17 protein-coding genes are annotated in these 19,228 nt (G+C 27.4%); 13 read left to right on the forward strand and 4 right to left on the reverse strand.

The window, feature by feature from the left end:
* Positions 1-56: 56 nt before the first annotated feature.
* Together F3K33_RS08970 and F3K33_RS08975 are read right to left on the reverse strand one after the other, a co-directional pair.
* Entirely contained in the window at positions 57-680 is a 624-nt protein-coding gene (locus F3K33_RS08970) for a manganese efflux pump (protein WP_023975342.1), read from the reverse strand.
* A 385-nt stretch (positions 681-1,065) separates the two neighbouring features.
* A complete protein-coding gene (locus F3K33_RS08975) occupies positions 1,066-1,692 on the reverse strand; it encodes a VTT domain-containing protein (RefSeq protein WP_011969134.1) in 627 nt (208 codons plus the stop codon).
* A gap of 229 nt (positions 1,693-1,921) precedes the next feature.
* On the opposite strand from F3K33_RS08975, the gene hisC reads away from it, so the two are divergent.
* The 9 genes from hisC to F3K33_RS09020 all read left to right on the forward strand — a co-directional run bounded on the left by hisC (position 1,922) and on the right by F3K33_RS09020 (position 10,670).
* Positions 1,922-2,986 carry a histidinol-phosphate transaminase gene (hisC, locus tag F3K33_RS08980; protein ID WP_023975343.1) on the forward strand — a complete coding sequence of 355 codons (1,065 nt, stop codon included), beginning with the start codon at positions 1,922-1,924 and terminating at the stop codon, positions 2,984-2,986.
* 229 nt (positions 2,987-3,215) lie between these two features.
* Positions 3,216-4,253 carry a M42 family metallopeptidase gene (locus F3K33_RS08985; protein ID WP_017212998.1) on the forward strand — a complete coding sequence of 346 codons (1,038 nt, stop codon included), beginning with the start codon at positions 3,216-3,218 and terminating at the stop codon, positions 4,251-4,253.
* 145 nt (positions 4,254-4,398) lie between these two features.
* On the forward strand, positions 4,399-4,587 hold the full coding sequence (locus tag F3K33_RS08990; RefSeq protein ID WP_017212999.1) for a hypothetical protein: 189 nt from the start codon (positions 4,399-4,401) through the stop codon (positions 4,585-4,587).
* A 53-nt stretch (positions 4,588-4,640) separates the two neighbouring features.
* Positions 4,641-5,297 (forward strand): HAD family hydrolase, encoded by a 657-nt coding sequence (locus tag F3K33_RS08995; protein WP_011969137.1) that lies wholly within the window; start codon positions 4,641-4,643, stop codon positions 5,295-5,297.
* A 130-nt stretch (positions 5,298-5,427) separates the two neighbouring features.
* A complete protein-coding gene (locus tag F3K33_RS09000; RefSeq protein ID WP_039772388.1) occupies positions 5,428-6,903 on the forward strand; it encodes a leucine-rich repeat domain-containing protein in 1,476 nt (491 codons plus the stop codon).
* A gap of 302 nt (positions 6,904-7,205) precedes the next feature.
* Positions 7,206-8,168: a GTP-binding protein gene (locus F3K33_RS09005; protein ID WP_039772390.1), complete on the forward strand. Its 963-nt coding sequence runs from the start codon at positions 7,206-7,208 to the stop codon at positions 8,166-8,168.
* 42 nt (positions 8,169-8,210) lie between these two features.
* Positions 8,211-8,879, forward strand: a complete 669-nt coding sequence (locus tag F3K33_RS09010) for a GTP-binding protein (protein ID WP_017210054.1) — start codon at positions 8,211-8,213, stop codon at positions 8,877-8,879.
* On the forward strand, positions 8,876-9,874 hold the full coding sequence (locus F3K33_RS09015) for a permease (RefSeq protein ID WP_039772392.1): 999 nt from the start codon (positions 8,876-8,878) through the stop codon (positions 9,872-9,874). The genes F3K33_RS09010 and F3K33_RS09015 overlap by 4 nt, the downstream gene beginning before the upstream one ends.
* A gap of 52 nt (positions 9,875-9,926) precedes the next feature.
* Complete coding sequence (locus F3K33_RS09020; RefSeq protein WP_017210052.1) at positions 9,927-10,670, forward strand: TIGR03943 family putative permease subunit; 744 nt, start codon at positions 9,927-9,929, stop codon at positions 10,668-10,670.
* A 136-nt stretch (positions 10,671-10,806) separates the two neighbouring features.
* Here F3K33_RS09020 and F3K33_RS09025 read toward each other — a convergent pair whose 3' ends face one another.
* Positions 10,807-11,385 (reverse strand): hypothetical protein, encoded by a 579-nt coding sequence (locus F3K33_RS09025; RefSeq protein ID WP_023976833.1) that lies wholly within the window; start codon positions 11,383-11,385, stop codon positions 10,807-10,809.
* Between the two features lie 464 nt (positions 11,386-11,849).
* Positions 11,850-13,058, reverse strand: a complete 1,209-nt coding sequence (locus tag F3K33_RS09030; protein ID WP_039772393.1) for a DEAD/DEAH box helicase — start codon at positions 13,056-13,058, stop codon at positions 11,850-11,852.
* A gap of 316 nt (positions 13,059-13,374) precedes the next feature.
* Here F3K33_RS09030 and F3K33_RS09035 point away from each other — a divergent pair, with 316 nt between their 5' ends.
* The 4 genes from F3K33_RS09035 to F3K33_RS09050 all read left to right on the forward strand — a co-directional run bounded on the left by F3K33_RS09035 (position 13,375) and on the right by F3K33_RS09050 (position 19,157).
* Positions 13,375-14,817, forward strand: coding sequence for a DEAD/DEAH box helicase (locus tag F3K33_RS09035; protein WP_039772395.1), 1,443 nt, complete (start codon positions 13,375-13,377; stop codon positions 14,815-14,817).
* A 311-nt stretch (positions 14,818-15,128) separates the two neighbouring features.
* Positions 15,129-15,998: a methionyl aminopeptidase gene (locus F3K33_RS09040; RefSeq protein WP_017210048.1), complete on the forward strand. Its 870-nt coding sequence runs from the start codon at positions 15,129-15,131 to the stop codon at positions 15,996-15,998.
* An 83-nt stretch (positions 15,999-16,081) separates the two neighbouring features.
* Complete coding sequence (gene recQ / locus F3K33_RS09045; protein ID WP_039772396.1) at positions 16,082-18,532, forward strand: DNA helicase RecQ; 2,451 nt, start codon at positions 16,082-16,084, stop codon at positions 18,530-18,532.
* Between the two features lie 121 nt (positions 18,533-18,653).
* Positions 18,654-19,157: a J domain-containing protein gene (locus F3K33_RS09050; RefSeq protein ID WP_039772398.1), complete on the forward strand. Its 504-nt coding sequence runs from the start codon at positions 18,654-18,656 to the stop codon at positions 19,155-19,157.
* Positions 19,158-19,228: the final 71 nt, after the last annotated feature.

Below are 19,228 nucleotides of genomic sequence, written 5' to 3' on the forward strand. Positions count from 1 at the left end.
TTTTAATGCCATGGATATATTCTGCATTACTACTCCATGGCATTATTATATTATTATTAAACAAATATTTCATAAATTCCGAAAGCGATTAATACAATTCCAGAAATAAAATTTGAATATCTAATCAAATATTTTGAAAAATTGATATTTCGATTAAAGTAGCCTATATATACAAATAAGATAGAAATAATAAAATTTAAAAATACACTTATACTAAGATTAACACCTGTTATACTTGCAGCAAAATTTGTACAAATATTGTTTACAGATAGTGAGATGGAAAGAGCTAAACATTTTCTTAGATTTATATTATGAGAGTTATCTAAATTTAGAATATAAGAATCCTCCAAGAGGTTTTTATATTTAAAAGAACTTTCATAATAAAAGGAAGTATCGTAACCAAGACGTTTTTTTTCTAAGCGAATATTCTCAACTATAAAAGAAATACCAATATAACTTAAAAGAATAGCACCAAATATATTACTGACCTTAGGATCTATTAAGGGCAGAATTAATTTACCAATATACATAGAAACAAATGTACTAGCAGAAGTTACTATTGCAAGTAAAATACTATTTGATTTAGATAAATGTATTTTCTTAATTCCATAAGATAAAAAAAATGATAATGTTACTATATTTGTTGAAATAGCTAGTAAAAGAGGTGATATAAGAATCATATGGAACTCCTAAAAATTATTTTAGTATAATATATTCATTTTATTTAAAAAAAGATTGTAATATGATAAATTTATAAGATATTTTTTGTATTTGATTGAAAAAAGAATGAGATATTTAAATATTAAAAGTCGTGTTGTAAATTTCGCTTAATATTTTATAAACATAAAGGTTTGATATTAGGTGATGCAACAAACATATAAAGAAATGGATTTGTCGTAAAAATTCAGTTGTGTTTAAGGGCTATATGTAAGATTATAAAGGTATAGGAAATTCGCCTATAGATGTGCTTAAGTAAGATCCATATATAAACGATAGAATTTGATAAATATTAATAATAGCTATTGATTATGTAAATATAATAACATAATCAATAGCTATCTTTGTTTAATTAGTTTGATTACTCCATTTTTTGAAATTAAAATAATTAACTAGTATGATAATAAAAAGCATAACAGCAAATACGTATAACGAATACTTTATACTAATTCCTAAAAATGTATAAAGCAAAATTATTGGTGTATCTGCAAAAAATATTGTTAAAGTATATTTAATAAAGCTAATTTCAGCTAATACAGAAAAAAAACAAATAATGTCGGTGGGAACAACTGGTGAAGATACCCCTAAAGCTAGAAGTTGCACATTATTTTTTTTTATCATGTTGTATATTTTGGGATATTTATTTACTATTTTATTCTGGTAACTCATTCCAAACGTAAGTCTTGCAAAGAAAAATAATAGAATTTCACTTAATAAATTCGCTGTTGCAGTTAAAATAAATGCTTCATATGGATTAAATAATATTCCGCCAATAATTATAAAAATTGTACAAGGAATTAGTGTGAAAATTCTTAGTGATGCAATTATGAAAAATAAAATTGCACTGAATTTTCCATATGTATTTAAAAAAAATATTATCTTATTAACTCCATCACTATATAATTGATATTTAAGAAAAACAAATAAGATAGATATCCAAAATATAATAACAATACCCTTGAATAGCTTACTCATTAAATTTACCACTCCTTTCATATTGAACTTAGAGACGTAGAAAAAAAGCTTATAATACTCATATTTCCACCTTACTATAAACCATTTTACCAATAAATTATAAGAAAATGTTAAAAAATTGGAAATCTTTCGTTTATTTTAAGAATTATTAATAACAATAAAGTAATAGAAGATATTTTAGACTTAGGGTATAATATAGTAAAAACATAACATACTAGGGGGCAGTTGTATGAGTAAATATTGGAATGATAAAGTTAGAGAAATAGAGCCTTATGTGCCTGGGGAGCAGCCTAAGGATAGAAAGTACATAAAACTAAATACGAATGAGAATCCGTATCCACCATCAGATAAAGTTTTAGAAGCCATGAGGAACGCGGTTAATGATGACTTGAAACTTTATCCAGATCCAACATGTAGTGAGTTAATAAGTGAAATAGCTAATTATTATAAGTTAGATGAGAATGAAATATTTATAGGAAATGGTTCGGATGAGATTTTGGCATTTTCGTTTATGACTTTCTTTTCAAAGAACAAAAAAATATTATTTCCAGATATAAGTTATACTTTCTATAAGGTTTATGCTGAACTTTTTGATTTAAATTATGAATTAGTAAAATTAGACGATAATTTTGATATACCATTGGAAGAGCTAAAAAAGACAAATGGTGGAGTAATAATACCAAATCCTAATGCTCCAACAGGAAAATATATAAATACAGAAAGCTTAAAAAGTTTAATTGAAGCTAATAAAGATAGAGTAGTAATTATTGATGAAGCTTATATAGATTTTGGTGGCCAGTCAATGGTTAAATATATACATGAATATGATAATCTTTTAGTAATTCAAACATTATCAAAATCACGTTCATTAGCAGGATTAAGAGTTGGATTTGCGCTAGGTCATAAAGATTTAATAGAGGGATTAAACAGAATTAAAAATAGCATAAATTCTTATACTATAGATAGAGTGGCTTTAGCTGGGGCTAAAGCAGCTATTCAAGATAGTAAATATTTTGAGGAAATAACTAAGAAAATAGTAAAAACAAGAGAAAAAGTGGTCAAGGAATTAGAAAAATTAGATTTTAGAGTTTTAAAGTCAAAATCAAATTTTGTTTTTGCTAGTCATAACAGTGCTTCTGGGAAGTTTATTTATGAGAATTTGAAATGTCAAGGAATACTAGTAAGATATTTTGATAAAGAAAGAATAGATAATTTTTTGAGAATAACAATAGGAACCGATGAAGAAATGGATATTTTAATTGGAAAATTAAGATTTATTTTGAGTAATAATTAAAAAGAATTATGATAAAAGTATAGCAAAGTTGGATGCAATGCGCTAAATAGGATTACTTTTGGAAATCCTATTTAGTGAATTGTATCTAATTTTACTTATTAGAGAATGTTATTAGTCATATAGAGTAAGAGTTAAGGATATTGATATAATGAAATTTTTGTCTGAATTTATGATTAGGCATTTTTGAAATTAACAAAGAGATTTTAATTTTTGAAGGAAGGTTGATTTTATGGAATTATGTGTTAATAAAGAATACGTTTTAGATGTTGCAAAGGAGATATTAGAATTTGATAGTCCAACTGGCTTCTGCTTTGAGATAATTGATAAAATAAGAGATATAGTTAAAGAACTAGGATATAGTTTTGAAACTACCAATAAAGGTTGTGGAATAATAACTATAAAGGGTAAATCGGATGAAAAAATATTAGGATTATCTGCGCACGTAGATACGTTAGGAGCCATGGTTAGATCAATAACTTCAGATGGAAAAATAAAGTTTACCTTACTTGGAGGACCAATTGTTCCGACTTTAGACAGCGAATATTGTACAATACGAACAAGGGAAGGAAAGAAATATACAGGAACATTCTTAAGCACAAGTCCTGCAGCCCATGTTTTTGAGGATAGCTCAAGTAAAACAAGAGATCCAAAAAATATGGAAATAAGAATTGATGAAGAGGTTCATTCAAAAAGTGATGTTCAAAAGTTGGGTATTTGTGTAGGAGATTTTATATTTATTGATCCTAAAACAACAATTACTGAGAGTGGGTTTATAAAGTCAAGATTTATTGATGATAAAGGTAGTGTTTCTTGTTTAATGGGTTTATTGGAATTATTTAATAGAGAAAAAATAGTTCCTAAATATACTACCAAGATATTAATTTCAACTTATGAAGAAGTTGGACATGGAGCATCATATATACCAAGCGATATAGTTGAGATGATAGCAGTAGATATGGGATGTATTGGCGATGATTTAACTTGCAGTGAATATGATGTATCAATATGCGCCAAAGATTCAGGAGGACCATATGATTATAATATGGTAACAAAACTAATTAATCTTGCAAAGGATAATGAGCTTAAATATGCTGTAGATATTTATCCAATGTACGGCTCAGACGTAGGGGCTGCTTTAAGAGGTGGAAATGATATACGCGGAGCGTTGATAGGACCAGGCGTCCACGCATCTCATGGCATGGAAAGGACTCATTATAGTGCTTTTGAAAATACTATTAAATTATTATATTCTTACTTAACTAATTAAAAAATAATCATAATCTATTAGTAGGATTGCAAAATTAAATGTATGTTATATAAAGTAGCTTTTGAGATAAAAGATAAGTGATATAGATACATTTAAGAAACGATTTTAGTAACTTTTGCATAATTCTATTATGCAAAAGGAGGGGATGGATTATGGATATAGAGAATTTAAAAATGCAAGCGAGTTTTTTAAAAAGAAAATAGAAGAATTTAATGAGATATTAAGTGGAATTAGTTCATTTAGATATATTTATACAGCATGCGAAAAAGATAAGATTAGTGATGAAGGTATAGTTGAATTCGATACGTTTGAGGAATTGTTTAGATCATTATAGCAAATTCTAAAGCGATGTAAAGTTTATGTATTTTATTAATTTGGAGGTATATTATGAAAGCATTTATATTTGATATGGATGGAGTAATTATTGATAGTGAACCAATTCATTTTGAGGTGGATATGCAAACAATAAGAGAATTAGGTTGTGATATTTCAGAAAAAGAATTGGAAAAATACGTAGGATCAACAAATGAATATATGTATACGGATATAAAGGAAAATTACAATATAAAAAAATCACTGGAAGAAATAATAGACTATAAAGTAGAATTGACTAAAATGAAGATTATTGAATCTCATTTAGAGCCAATAGATGGAATCAAAGAATTGTTAATAGAATTAAAGAATAGAAATATTCCTGCTGCAATAGCATCATCATCACCTAAAGATTTAATTGATATAGTTGTATCAAAGTTTAAATTACAAGAATACTTTAAATATATTATAAGCGGAGAAGAAGTTGAAAGAGGGAAACCATCACCAGATATTTATATTGAAACATCAAAAAAATTGGGAATATCGCCAAAAGAATGTGTCGTTATTGAAGATTCTAGGAATGGAGTATTTGCTGCAAAAGATGCTAAAATGAATTGTATAGGATTTAAAAATATTAACTCTGGAAATCAAGATTTATCTAAAGCAGATATGATTGTTAACTCAATTCGAGATATAGATTTAAGTAATATTCTAGAAAATCATATAATTTAAAAGTATATAGAATAAGTGAGAAAAAAGCAGATACTATTAAATTTCCTAAAATTGATTTTTTTAAAATTATTTGAGATTATACGTCTAAAATGGTATAATTTATATGAAAAAAATCAAGGGAGACGATTAGATGCGACGCAATAGAGTAAAAAAAATAGCAATATTAGCAGTATTTTTATGTATTAATAGTATTCCAGTAATAACTTATGCAAAAGACGCAAGGATTAGTGGGGAAGTTGTAGAAAAGAGTGGTGTTGAAATTAATGACAACTGGCTTACAGAAGAAGTGGCCAAGCAGTTAAGTAAAAAAGTGGACAACTTAACAGAAGCAGATTTTTTGAATATCAAAAAAATTGATTTAAGCCATAAAAGAGTTGGTAATAATATACCGGAAGAAATAAAGATGTTAAAGAATCTAGAGTATCTAAACTTAAATTCTTGCTATATATATGAAGATATTCCTGATTATTTGGGAGATTTACCTAGATTAACTTATTTAGATTTAGGAAATAATCAATTAAAGAGATTACCTAAAAATATAACTCAAAAAATAGTAAATGGTACTTATACTTATTGCGATGTTGAAGGAAATAAGTTTAGGTTAGATAAGGGGTGGTATTTTTTAAAGGGTAAATGGTGCTATCTGGATAGAAATGGAAATAGGCTTAAAGGAACTGAAACTATCGATGGTAAGGAATATCAGTTCAATGACGATGGTAATGTAAAAGATGGTTGGGAAAGCGATAAGGATAAGAATTGGTACTATTATGATAGAATAAATGGAGCAATAAAAAATGATTGGAAGCAGATATCTGGAAATTGGTATTACTTTGATAAAGATGGAAAAATGGAAAAAGGATTGCAAACAATAAAGGGTGCTAAATACTTTTTCAATGATAATGGAGCAATGGCAACTGGATGGGTAAAGATAGACAATAGCTATTATTATTTTTCAGGATCAGGAGCAATGCAATATGGATGGTTAACTTTAAATGATAAGATATACTATCTGGATGGTACGTCAGGTATAATGGCATCAGGGGATACGGTTATAAACGGTAAAAAATATAGATTTTCTAGTGATGGTTCATTAATTAAAAATGTGTGGATAGATAATTATACATATGTTAATCCTAGCGGTGAAACAGTGAATACTTCCTCTAATTATTCGCATTCAGGTACAAACTATCAGCTATTTAAATATATGACTAATGTAAATAATCAATTAAGTGTAGATAGTACTGCTGTTGCATTGCATGACGGAATTACTAGTAATAACTGCGTATATTTTACATCTGAAGCGTTAAGAAGAATAGGTGTTAATATACCAACTTCAACAGCAAATACATATCAGTTAGAGAACATATTAAAGAATATGGGATTTGTCTATAGTTATGATTTCTCTCAGATTAAACCAGGAGATATTGTATTTACAAATAATTATACTCATGTTTATATTTTTATGGGTTGGGATAAAGATGGATATGCTTATATTGTAGATAACCAAAGGACAAGCTTTGGAAATTCGGTATTACATAAAAGGCTTATTCTTCAAGATACTGCGACAACAGATAGAGCTACTCATTTCTTCTATTATCCATATTAATTCTGTTGTTAATATGAATAGAAATATATGTGAATTTTTCTTGGATTTTTATAAATGCTAGATAAATTTATAGCTATAAGTTAAAGTATATATCTAAATAAAATAGTAGCATAACATATTTAATTATTTCATTTAGCTTAGGCTATAACGAGGGTCCTTATAATTAATAACTTTTTATTAATTATAAGGACTTTTTTGTTATGAAAAATTGTAAATAAATTTTATTCATATATATTGAGCAATTATAGTATAAATAAAAATATGAATATAATGTATGGTTGCAATGGAAGGAGAAAAGTTTGATGAAAGTTCAAGTTGATATATTTTCAGGTTTTTTAGGTGCTGGAAAGACAATGTTAATCAAAAAGTTATTGTCAGAAAAGGTTTATGATAGCAATACGGTTATTATAGAAAATGAGTTCGGAGAAGTTGGAATAGACGGAGACATATTAAAAGAAAGTAATATTGAAATTAAGGAAATAAATTCTGGATGCATTTGTTGTCAGGTATCTGGAAATTTTGGAGAAGCTGTTTTAGAAGTTATAGGTAAGTATAATCCGAACAATATAATAATTGAACCCTCAGGAGTAGCAAAATTAAGTGAGATATTAAATATTCTCCAAGAAAAGAAGTTTCAGCATGAGCTCGAAATTAGAAATATTTTTACTTTAATTGATATTAGAAATTATGATATGTATTTGAAAAATTTTAAGGAATTTTATGAGAATCAAATAAAAAGAGCAAAAACTATAGTTTTAAGCAGAAGTCAACTTGTAGATAATAAAAAAATTGATACAACTATAGATTCTATAAGAAAGTTAAATTTGAAAGCTAAAATAATATATAAACCATGGGAGTTATTAAAAGGAAGTGATTTTCTTAGTACAAATGTAATAAATGAAAAAAGAAAAATTTTTGCTGCAAATTCTAGTATTAGCTCTAGCGCAAGTAAGCAGATGAGAAGAGAAGTAAATCATAGTGCAAATGAAATTTTTGAAAGCTATCCTATAGATCTTGAAGAAAATATAAGTATGCTTGAAATTCAAAAAAAATTCGAAATTATTTCAACTAATGATAAGTTCGGAAGAATAATAAGAGCTAAAGGTGTTTTTAAAGCAAACGATGGAGAATATTATCAATTTGATTATGTACCTAATGAATTTAAAAGCAGGAAAATTAGATGGTCAAATAAGAAAGTGGTTTCAATAATTGGTAGTGAGTTAAATAAAAGGGAATTAGAACGTCTATTTATTAGGCAAATATAAGAATTATTAATTATTAAAACTTTGTAGAGAGGTGGTGGAATTATGAAAATACATATTGAGATTGTGACAGGTTTTTTAGGAGCTGGAAAAACGTCATTTATAAATTCACTTTTAAAAGAAAGTTTAGTTGATGGAGAAAAAGTACTGGTTTTTCAATTAGAGCAAGGAGAAAAAAATATTGTACATTCTAGTAACATAAGTAATTTTGTAAGAATCCAGGATGCTTTAGATATTAAAGATTTAAAAGAAAAAATGATATACTCAATAAAAAAATATAAACCTAACAGAATAATAATTGAATATAATGGAACCTCTGATTTAAAAGAATTATTCGATATATTGAATGAAAGAATTTATAGAGAATGTAGTAAGATTACGACTATATTCTTTGTTGCAGATGGTAAGACATTAAAGCAATATATTGACAATATGGGAGGCTTTATAATACCTTTTATACAAAACGCCAATATGATTGTTATTAATAATATAGATTATTGCAAAAAAGAAATTTTAAATGAAGGTTTTAAAAAAGTTAAGAATATAAATCCTAAAGCATTTATTTTACGAGTTAGTAATAAGTATATTTTGAATTCTACACTTAGGGAAGCAAGGGTATTGGACAATGGGTGTTTAAAAAAGATAAAAATTAAAATGATAAACTACAAAAAAAGTACTAACATAAAATATGAGGGAAATGAGGAAAATGTATGAATCTTTATAAGAAGAAGGTTAAAGCTTTCTTTATTATAAGTGTAGTAATACTATCAATATATATTTACAATAAATATCCAACCCTTATATATATTGAAGTTATAGGAGATTTTGCAAGTATATTTACAAGTATAATTCTTGAGGCAATGCCATTTATCATAATAGGATCTCTCATATCTGCTATAATTCAAACATGTATATCAGAAAGGATTATTGCTAAGATAATACCTAAGGCAAATATTTTAGGATATTTAGGAGCTGCTTTGATAGGTCTTATTTTTCCGGTTTGTGAATGCGCAATTGTTCCTATAACAAGACGGCTTATAAAGAAAGGTGTACCTGTTGGGTTCGGAGTAACATTTATGCTTGCTGTACCTATAATTAACCCTGTTGTAATAATGTCTACTTACTATGCATTTTACGATAAAAAAATTATGGTGCTTCTTAGAATAGTTGGAGGATTTATAGCTGCAATTCTAATTGGAATGATAGTAAATTCGCTTGAAAAAGATAAGAAAGGATTAGTGATAGATTTTATAGATAATGATAGCTATTGTAACTGCGGATGTAATTCATATGTGGAAAATCAAAACAAATTAAGAGGAATAATTGAACATACAAATAGAGAGTTCTTGGATATAATGGGATACTTGATACTTGGGACATTTATATCTAGCGTATTTCAAGTGGCAGTATCTCATGGAGAAATAAACTTTATTTCTAATAATAAGATTCTAGGAATAGTTGCAATGATGTTGCTTGGATTCTTTTTATCTCTTTGTTCAGAAGTGGATGCATTCGTAGGAAAAAGTTTTTTAACTAACTATTCACTTAGTGGAGTTACAGCATTTTTAATTTTAGGTCCAATGCTTGATTTGAAAAATCTTATTATGATTATTGGAGCCTTTAAAAAAAGTTTTGTACTTAAATTAAGTATAAGTACAATAGTTGTTGTATTTGTAATCTCCTTTTTATTCATGATGTGCGGAATATAAAGATGCACTTTAAATGATAGCAATTTAAATATAAAAAGGAGCTGAAAAATAAGTGAAAAGATTTAATTTTGATGAGTTTTTATGGTTTATTGTTCTTATATTGTTAGATTTCTCTATAATATATTTAATATCTACTGGAAGTATAGGTTTTTATATAGGTAGTAATATGATTAAATATTTTTATATTACTATAATAATGATAAGTATAATTACTGTTTTTCAAATAAAAAATATATTTACACCTAAAGGCAGCATGAATATTAAAATAAAATTGTTTCCAATAATACTAGCCTTAATAATAGGTTTCATATCTATTAATAAGCAGCAAACATTTAAACATTCAGAGCTGAATTTAGAAATTTTAGAAAACAAAACAAGTGTTATTGATAGAAAGTCATTATATGAACATGAATTTGAGTATAATTTTAATAAGAGCAACATAAGAAACAATGAAGAAACTATAAGAATTGACGAACATAATCCTACAATGCTTGATGATATACGGATTAATCCAGAAAAATATATAGGGAAAAAGTTAGAAATACATGGATTTGTATGTAAAGAAAATTACTTAAATAAAGATCAAATAATTATAGGAAGGATTATAATGACATGCTGTGCTGCTGATTCAAAAATCGTTGGAATAGTTGGAGATTATGATAAATCGTATCAACTAAAAGAAAATGATAAGATTAAAGTTATAGGGGAAGTAGGTAGCTCGGTGATTAAAGATGAAAGCAATGTAGAGCATAAAATACCATCTATAAAAATAGAAAAATTAGAGATAGAAAATTAAAGTTAAACGTATATTCATGGAAATCACTAACAAAAGTAATTTGTTAGGTAAAAAAGTATGAATATACGTTTAATATGGTTTGGTTTAAATTTTAATACTGTAGTATTTTATATACAAAATCCACAAACTCTTATCATTATTTAGAAGGATCTGATAAAATAATTGTTACATAAGAAATTTTACCATTTGGTTCATTATTAGAAACTACATTGATCTTAAATGTATCAAATTTATTATTCCATTCAAGTCCAGCTGGAGATATTGTAGAATCCGAATCATCTGCGTTTATTCCTACTAATTTTAAGATGTTAGTTCCATCAGCTGGGAATTTCATTTCTGACTTAGGAATTATCTTAATTTCATTACATTTTGAATCTTTATATTTTATTTCAAAACTATAATCATCTTTTTCATAGGTAGCCTTATCATCTTCCTCGCTAATAGCTTTTCCTAAAAGTTTTTCAATTTCACTTTTGTCTTTATCTTTAAAATCAGTCAAAGAAGCAATTTGTTTAACTTCTACAGTGGGTTTGTTATTTTCGCCAACTATCTTAGAATTACTTTGAGGTGATTGTTCAGTTGTAGATGTTGTGGAAGACTGCTCCGTTGTATTTTCATTATTCAAATTTGCAGAATCTTTAGTTTTTCCACAAGATATTAATGCAGTTGAACTAACTGCTGCAATTAACAATAGACTAATGATTTTCTTTTTCATAAAAATTTTCCTCCAACATTATGTGTATATTTTAGTGAGTTTTTTGGATATAAGTCCTAAATAATATAGTTCATTGTTCTATAAATACCTGATAAGTTTATGATAAACATTTATGAATTGAACTTCTTAGAACATATATACCGTTACATCACTACCGATTATAGCACCGATTAAGTTGGGTAATTGTTTACTTAAGAAAACTTTAATAAAATAATAAGTTATTATTAACTATTATCGTTAATAAAATTAATGGAAGAAAATCATAAATTAAAGTGAAGGCACATCAATAATTAAATAATTAACTAATTGTTATATAGAGAATAATTAGATTAGATATAAAAGAGTGTGCAGAGATTTAAGTTTATTATAAAAATGAAAGGATACTCATTTTAATCATTTGGGTGAAAAAATAAGTATCCCTAATACTAATTTGCTTAAGTTTTATTAAGTACTATAATAAAATTTTATTTGTTAAATTTGCTACTATAAGATTTATTTTTTTGCTCATATTGCTTTGAACTAGAGTTATAATTAGCATCTTCTAAAACTCCGCCAAAAACTTTCTTTTCTTTAAATTGTATATTAAATTCTCTCTCATATTTTTTTATTATATTAAGCTGTTGAACAGTTAAAATACATATAGAAGTACCATGAGCGTTTCCTCTAGCAGTTCTTCCAGATCTATGGAGATATTCATTTAATTTTAATGGCAAATCCAAATGGAAAACGTGAGTTATATCAGCAACATCAAGACCACGAGCTGTAACATCTGATGAGACTAGTATTTTTATTTTACCTGTCCTAAAGCTTTCAATTGCAAGTTTTCTATCTTCCTTAGAAATCTTTCCGGTCATAGCAAAACAATCTTTGCTATGATAATTAAGTTTGGCTGTTGTTAATTCAATATCCTCATTGTTATTAACAAAGATGATTGCTTTTTCTGGTTTTGCAGCAACAAGAACTTTTCTTAAGGTTTCAAACTTATCACGTCTTTCACATAAGATAAACATATGCTCAATATTAGGATTTATTAAAGGCTTATCTTCACTTTTTATTATTATTGGTTCCTTCATTAGAGACTTCGCAGTTTCCAATGTTTCAGGTTTTATAGATGCTGAAAATAGCATAAGCTGTCTATCCCTCATTGTTGATTTAACAATGTCTTTAGTAACGTTAGATCTCTTCGGATCTAATAAATTATCTCCTTCATCAATTACTATTGTTTTTATAGTATGAGCAGTTATTTTTTTCTTTCGAATTAGATCTAGAATTCTACCTGTTGACCCAACAATTATGTGAGGTTTTATTTCTTTGAGTTTCTTTATTTGGTTATTTATATTAACATCACCAATAATAGATAGTGAAGTTATAGGGAATGATGAGTTCTCAGCAAGAAGCTTAATTTGATCTTCTATTTGTTTAGCAAGTTCATGTGTTGGAGCCAATATTAATCCTTGCATTTCTCTCTTTGATGTATCTATTTTATGAAAAAGAGGCAATAGATAAGCTAATGTTTTACCGCTTCCTGTAAAGGCTTCACCAATTATATCTTTGCCCTCAAGAGCAGGTAAAATAGAGTTGGCTTGAATTGAAGTTGGTATATTAATTCCTTGTTTTTGTAGTCCTTCTATTATACTTGAATTTAAATTTAAATCACTAAATGAGTTAATCATTAATTTCTCCTTTTATAGTTGAATAATTTTTCTATATATATTGCTAATTAATTATATCCTTATTATGTGCATTTTTCTAGTTAAAGTTACATAATCCCACAGATATATTATCTGATATAGAATGATTATATATTTATGTAAAAAAACTACTCTCTAAAGCAAAATTTAGATTTAAAGTATAAATTGCATTAAAACAATGAAAAAATAAACAAACAAATAGTGTTTGAAAAATAGATAAGAATGGTATAATAAGAAAGATTTATATAATTTCTGATTAATATAATTTAATAAAATAATTGAGGTGAAAATTTAATATATGAATAATGAATTCACTAAATTTAAAATAAGTGATGAAATCCTAAAATCAATCGAGGGACTTGGTTATAAAAATCCATCAAAAGTTCAAGAAAAAGTTATCCCAGAGATACTTTTGAATAAAGATATCATAGTTAAATCACAAACGGGAAGTGGAAAGACGGCAGCTTTTGGGATTCCTTTATGTGAGAAAGTGGATTGGAATGAAAATATCCCACAAATTTTAGTATTAACACCTACGAGAGAACTCGCTGTTCAAGTAAGTGAAGATATAACTAATATAGGAAGGTTTAAAAGAATAAAATCTGTTTCGATTTTTGGTAAAGAACCTATCTCAGAGCAGGAGAGAAAATTGAAACAGAAGACGCATGTAGTGGTTGGAACTCCAGGGAGAATTCTAGATCATATAGATAGAGGAAGTCTTAATTTAGCTCAAATTAAATATTTTGTTATAGATGAGGCTGATGAAATGCTTAATATGGGATTTATAGGGCAAGTTGAAGGAATTATTAGAAGACTTCCAAAGAAGAAAGTTACTATGTTATTTTCAGCAACAATACCAGAGGAAATAAAGGTATTATGTGATAAATACATGAATAAGCCTGTAGATATAAGTATTAATAATCAAAAACTTATTAACGAAAATATAGATCATAATTTATATTATACTAATTATGAAGAGAAGATAGAAAAACTAAATGATATTTTAATAATTGAGAAACCTGAAACAGTAGTTATATTTGCAAAAACTAAAGAGAATGTAGATACAGTGTTTCAATGGTTAAAATCTAAGGGGTACTCTGTTAATAGAATACATGGAGGAATGCTTCAAAAAGAAAGATTAAGCATTATGGATGGATTTAGATTGGGCGATTTTAGAATACTTGTATCAACAGATCTAGCTTCAAGAGGCATTGATGTTAAAGGAATTACTCACGTAATAAATTATGATCTTCCCGTAGAGAAGGAAGCATATGTACATAGAATAGGCCGAACAGGAAGAGCAGGGGAAAAAGGGAAGGCAATAAGCTTTTGTGTTAATGAAAAAAATAAGCTTTTAAGTGAAATTGAAGAGTTTATTGGATTCAAAATTCCTGTCTATAATTTGCCTGAGAAAATAATGGTTGAAAAGGAAAAAAATGAAGGGGTTAAAACACTTAAAAGTAAACCGAAAAGAAAAGAAGAAAAATCAAAAGCCATAAATAACAATATAACAAAAATTTATTTAAATGGAGGTAAAAAAAAGAAGATTCGTGCCGGAGATATAGTTGGGGCTATTTGTAAAATAGAGGGCATTAGATCTGAAGATATTGGAATAATAGATGTCCAAGATTCGGTATCCTATGTTGATATATTAAATGGAAAAGGAAAAAGAGTTATAGAAGAGTTAAAAAATATAACTATAAAAGGTAAAATTATTAAAGCTGAAAAAGCAAAAAAGTAAGTATGTTAATATAAAATTTTAAAGAATGTTAACATAAATAATATTAAGTGGTATTATAGATAGTGAATATGAAATCTTATTAAATATAGGAAATAAAAGTAAATTGATTACTAGTCTTTTGCATTATAAAATTATAAATGCCATATTACTTAAAGGAAGCTAGCTTAAGATGTTAAAATTTTGGCAGAGAAAGAATATAGATGAGCATTTAAATTGATTTAGGTGTATTATATATATAGCTGAATATTTGATGACAAAAAACTAAAATATTAATAAATAATAATGTATTATAAAGAGGTGTTATAAAAACAATGATCTTAGATAGAAATGAAAAATGTTGGTGTGGCAGTGGGTTGAAATATAAAAAATGTCATTTAGAATTTGATGAAAAAATTGAAAGTTTTAAAAGAAAAGGCCATATAGTCCCACCAAGAGATATTATAAAAAGCCAAAAAGATATAGAAGGAATCAAAAGAAGCGCTAAGATTAATGATGGGGTTTTAGACTTAGTTGCAAGTAAAATTAAAGCAGGGATGAGCACTGCTGATATAGATAAATTAGTATATGATTATACTATAGAACATGGGGCGATTCCAGCACCATTGAATTTTGAAGGTTTCCCAAAGAGTGTATGTACATCAATAAATAATGAAGTGTGCCATGGAATCCCAGATGAAAATATTATAATCAAAGATGGAGATATTATAAATGTAGATGTTTCTACGATTTTAGATGGATATTATTCAGATGCATCTAGAATGTTTATGATTGGCAATGTTAGTGAAGAAGCTAAAAGATTAGTAGAAGTAGCTAGGGAATGTATGATAAAAGGAATTGAAGCTATAAAACCTTGGGGATTCTTAGGAGATATAGGTGCAGCGTGTCAGGAACATGCTCATAAAAATGGATATACAATAGTAAGAGCATTAGGTGGACATGGAATAGGTAATGAATTTCATGAAGATCCATTTGTTCCTCATATAGGGGAGAAAGGAACTGGAATGTTGCTTGTTCCTGGAATGATTCTTACCGTTGAACCAATGGTTAATCAAGGAACTTATGATGTTTTTGTTGATGAAGAAAATGAATGGACTATTTATACAGCCGATGATAAATTATCAGCGCAGTGGGAACATACAGTGTTGATAACTGAGACTGGAATAGAAATTTTAGCTAAGTAATATATAAGGTAGTTAAAAGTGGTTTTTAAATCAATTTTGACTACCTTGTTTAATGGAAGTATTAATCTAAGGAGTATTATTAAATGGATAATGTAGCTTTAAATTATTTGGAGAAATATTATGGATATAAGTCATTTAGAAAAGGGCAAGAAGACATAATAAGTAAAATAATAAATGGAGAAGATGTACTTGCCATAATGCCAACTGGAGGAGGAAAGTCAATTTGTTATCAGATGCCAGCATTGATGCTAGAAGGAATAACAATAGTAATTTCTCCTTTAATATCCCTAATGAAAGATCAAGTAGATACGCTAAAAGATATGGGGATAAAAGGCGCTTTAATAAATAGTACATTGAGTGCTATAGAAGAAAAAGAAGTAATAAACAATTTGGAAAATAGTGAAATAAAGATTCTTTATATAGCTCCTGAAAGATTAGAATCTTTTGAGTTTTTGAGTGTTATTTCTAAATGTAATATTTCTCAAATAGCTATAGATGAAGCTCATTGTATTTCTCAATGGGGACATGATTTTAGGGGAAGTTATAGAAAAATATCAAATTTTATAAGTTTACTTCAAAAGAGACCTATAATAACAGCATTTACTGCAACTGCATCACAGGAAGTGAGAGAAGATATAATAAATCTTCTTAAATTGAATAATCCAAAAGTCTTTATAACAGGTTTTGATAGAGAAAACTTATCTATCAGCGTGATTAAAAGTGGTAACAAAAAGGAATATTTATATAAATATATAGAAAATAATAAAGAAGTTTCAGGCATTATATATGCTGCAACTAGGAAAGAAGTCAATAATTTATATGAATCTTTGCAAGCGAAAGGGTATAATGTGACTTGCTATCATGCGGGATTATCTGAACATACTAGAAAAGAAAATCAAGAAAATTTTATATATGATAGAGCTGGTATTATGATAGCAACCAATGCTTTTGGAATGGGGATAGACAAACCTAATATAAGATATGTTGTACACTATAATATGCCAAGAAATATTGAAAGTTACTATCAAGAGATTGGAAGAGCAGGAAGAGATGGAGAAAAGAGCGAATGCGTATTATTATTTTCGCCTCAAGATGTTCAGGTCCAAAAGTATTTAATAGAAAACTCAATAGAAGATGTAGAGAGAAAGAACAATCAATATAGAAAGCTTCAACAAATGATGGATTTTGTATATAGCAATTATTGCTATAGAAAATACGTTTTGGAGTATTTTGGAGAAACATATAATGGGCAATGTGATAATTGCAGTAATTGTTTGAGTGAAGGAGAGTTTGTTGATAAGACAATAGAAGCGCAAAAAGTTCTTTCATGTATATACAGGATGAAAGTTAAATTTGGAATTGGAATGCTTGTAGATGTGCTTAGAGGATCTAAAAATAAAAAAGTTATTCAATTTCATTTTAACGAGCTTTCTACTTATGGATTAATGAAAGAATATTCAGCAGAAGATCTCAAAAACTTTATTAATACATTGATTTCTCATGGATATATTAATGTGGTTGAAGGTACATATCCAGTGTTGAGTTTAAATGATAGATCAAGAAGAGTATTAACATCTCAAGAAAAAGTTCAATTAAAAGAGTTTAGAGTAGAAAAGAAAGCTAGTGAAGAAAATGAACTTTTTGAGATTCTTAGAAATTTAAGACAAGAACTGGCAAAGGAAAACAATGTTCCACCATATATAATATTCGGTGACGTTACACTAAAAGAAATGACTGTAAATTATCCGATATCAAAATATGAAATGCTTAAAGTTTCTGGAGTTGGAGAAGTTAAATATAATAAATACGGAAAAGTATTTGAAGATGTAATACGGAATTTTGTAGAAGAACATGAAATTGCTATATCTGATCATGATGAAGGCTTGCTAGACGAACAAAAGAGTATAAATAAAGATGAAGAATCTAGAATAGAAGTTAAAACAGACTTAGAATTATACGAGAGACTAGACAATGCAAGAAAAGAATTCGCTAAAGAAGAAAGAGCATTACCCCAAGCAATACTGACAATGAATACTCTGAAGGAAATAAGTGGAAGATGCCCGAGTTCTTTAGATGAATTAAAAGATATAACAGGCATGGGACCTAAGAAAATAAGTTTGTATGGAGAAAAGATAATAAATATAGTAAACGAATATTTGTCAGAAAATGATAGAAAAGTAGAATGGATTGAAAGAAAAAGAAGAAAGGTTATAATTGATGGAGAGACTAGGGAGAATGATCAAATCTCAATAGATATGCTTAAGCAGAACATAACTATACATGAAGTATCTCAAAAATTAGAGATCTCAATTTCAACTATCCTAGGATATGTAACAGATTATATAAAAGAGTTTGGAGAAAATGCATTTCATATAAATTTGGAAGAATTTTATAATAAAGAAGATGAAAAGCTAATAATAGATGCATGCCAAAAGCATGGATATGATAAGATAAATGTACTAAAAAAAGAACTACCTTCACATATAAAATATGAAAGCATAAGAGCTGTAATTTTAAAAAAGTACTATTTGTAGTCAATTAATAAAATCTATTAGGTTATTTTGGACCAAATTAATTACATGTAAGAATATTACTAATTTTTATTAAATATATTTAATAGTAGAATAGAAGATAGAGTAAAGAGGTGTAATTAAATTGGATCCATACGAGGTTTTAGGCGTTGAAAAAACAGCTTCTGAAGAAGAAATAAAAAATAAATTCAAAGATATTTTAGAAGAATATACACAAAATCAAAATGAGACCACTAAACAAAAAGTTTTGGCTCTTAGTGCGGCATATGAGCTCATTATTAATGGTAATCTATATAAAGAAATTCGTAATTTAGTCGATAATAAAAACTTTTCTGAGGCTGAAGCAAAATTGAACTTAATAAATAATGCGAATTCAGCAGAATGGAATTATCTTCAAGGTTTTATATCTGTTCAAAAGGGATGGTTTGACAGTGGGCTTAATTACTTGAAAAAAGCTGTAGAATTAGATCCTAATAACCATGAATATTTGGACAGCTTAAACAAATTGCAGGCAAGAGTTATTGATTATATGAAAAAATATGCAAATAAAAATGTTAAACCTAATTCTAATAGTATGAATGCTTGCGGTGGAGATAATAATAGTAGTGGTAACGGGGGAATGTGTTAGTATATATGTTGTAATCAAATTTCAAGATTCTACTCTTAATTTAGCGTTTTGCTTACTAGAGTTTTAAATGT

The sequence above is a fragment of the Clostridium beijerinckii genome, assembly GCF_008705175.1.
GTDB classification, from domain to species: Bacteria; Bacillota; Clostridia; order Clostridiales; family Clostridiaceae; genus Clostridium; species Clostridium beijerinckii.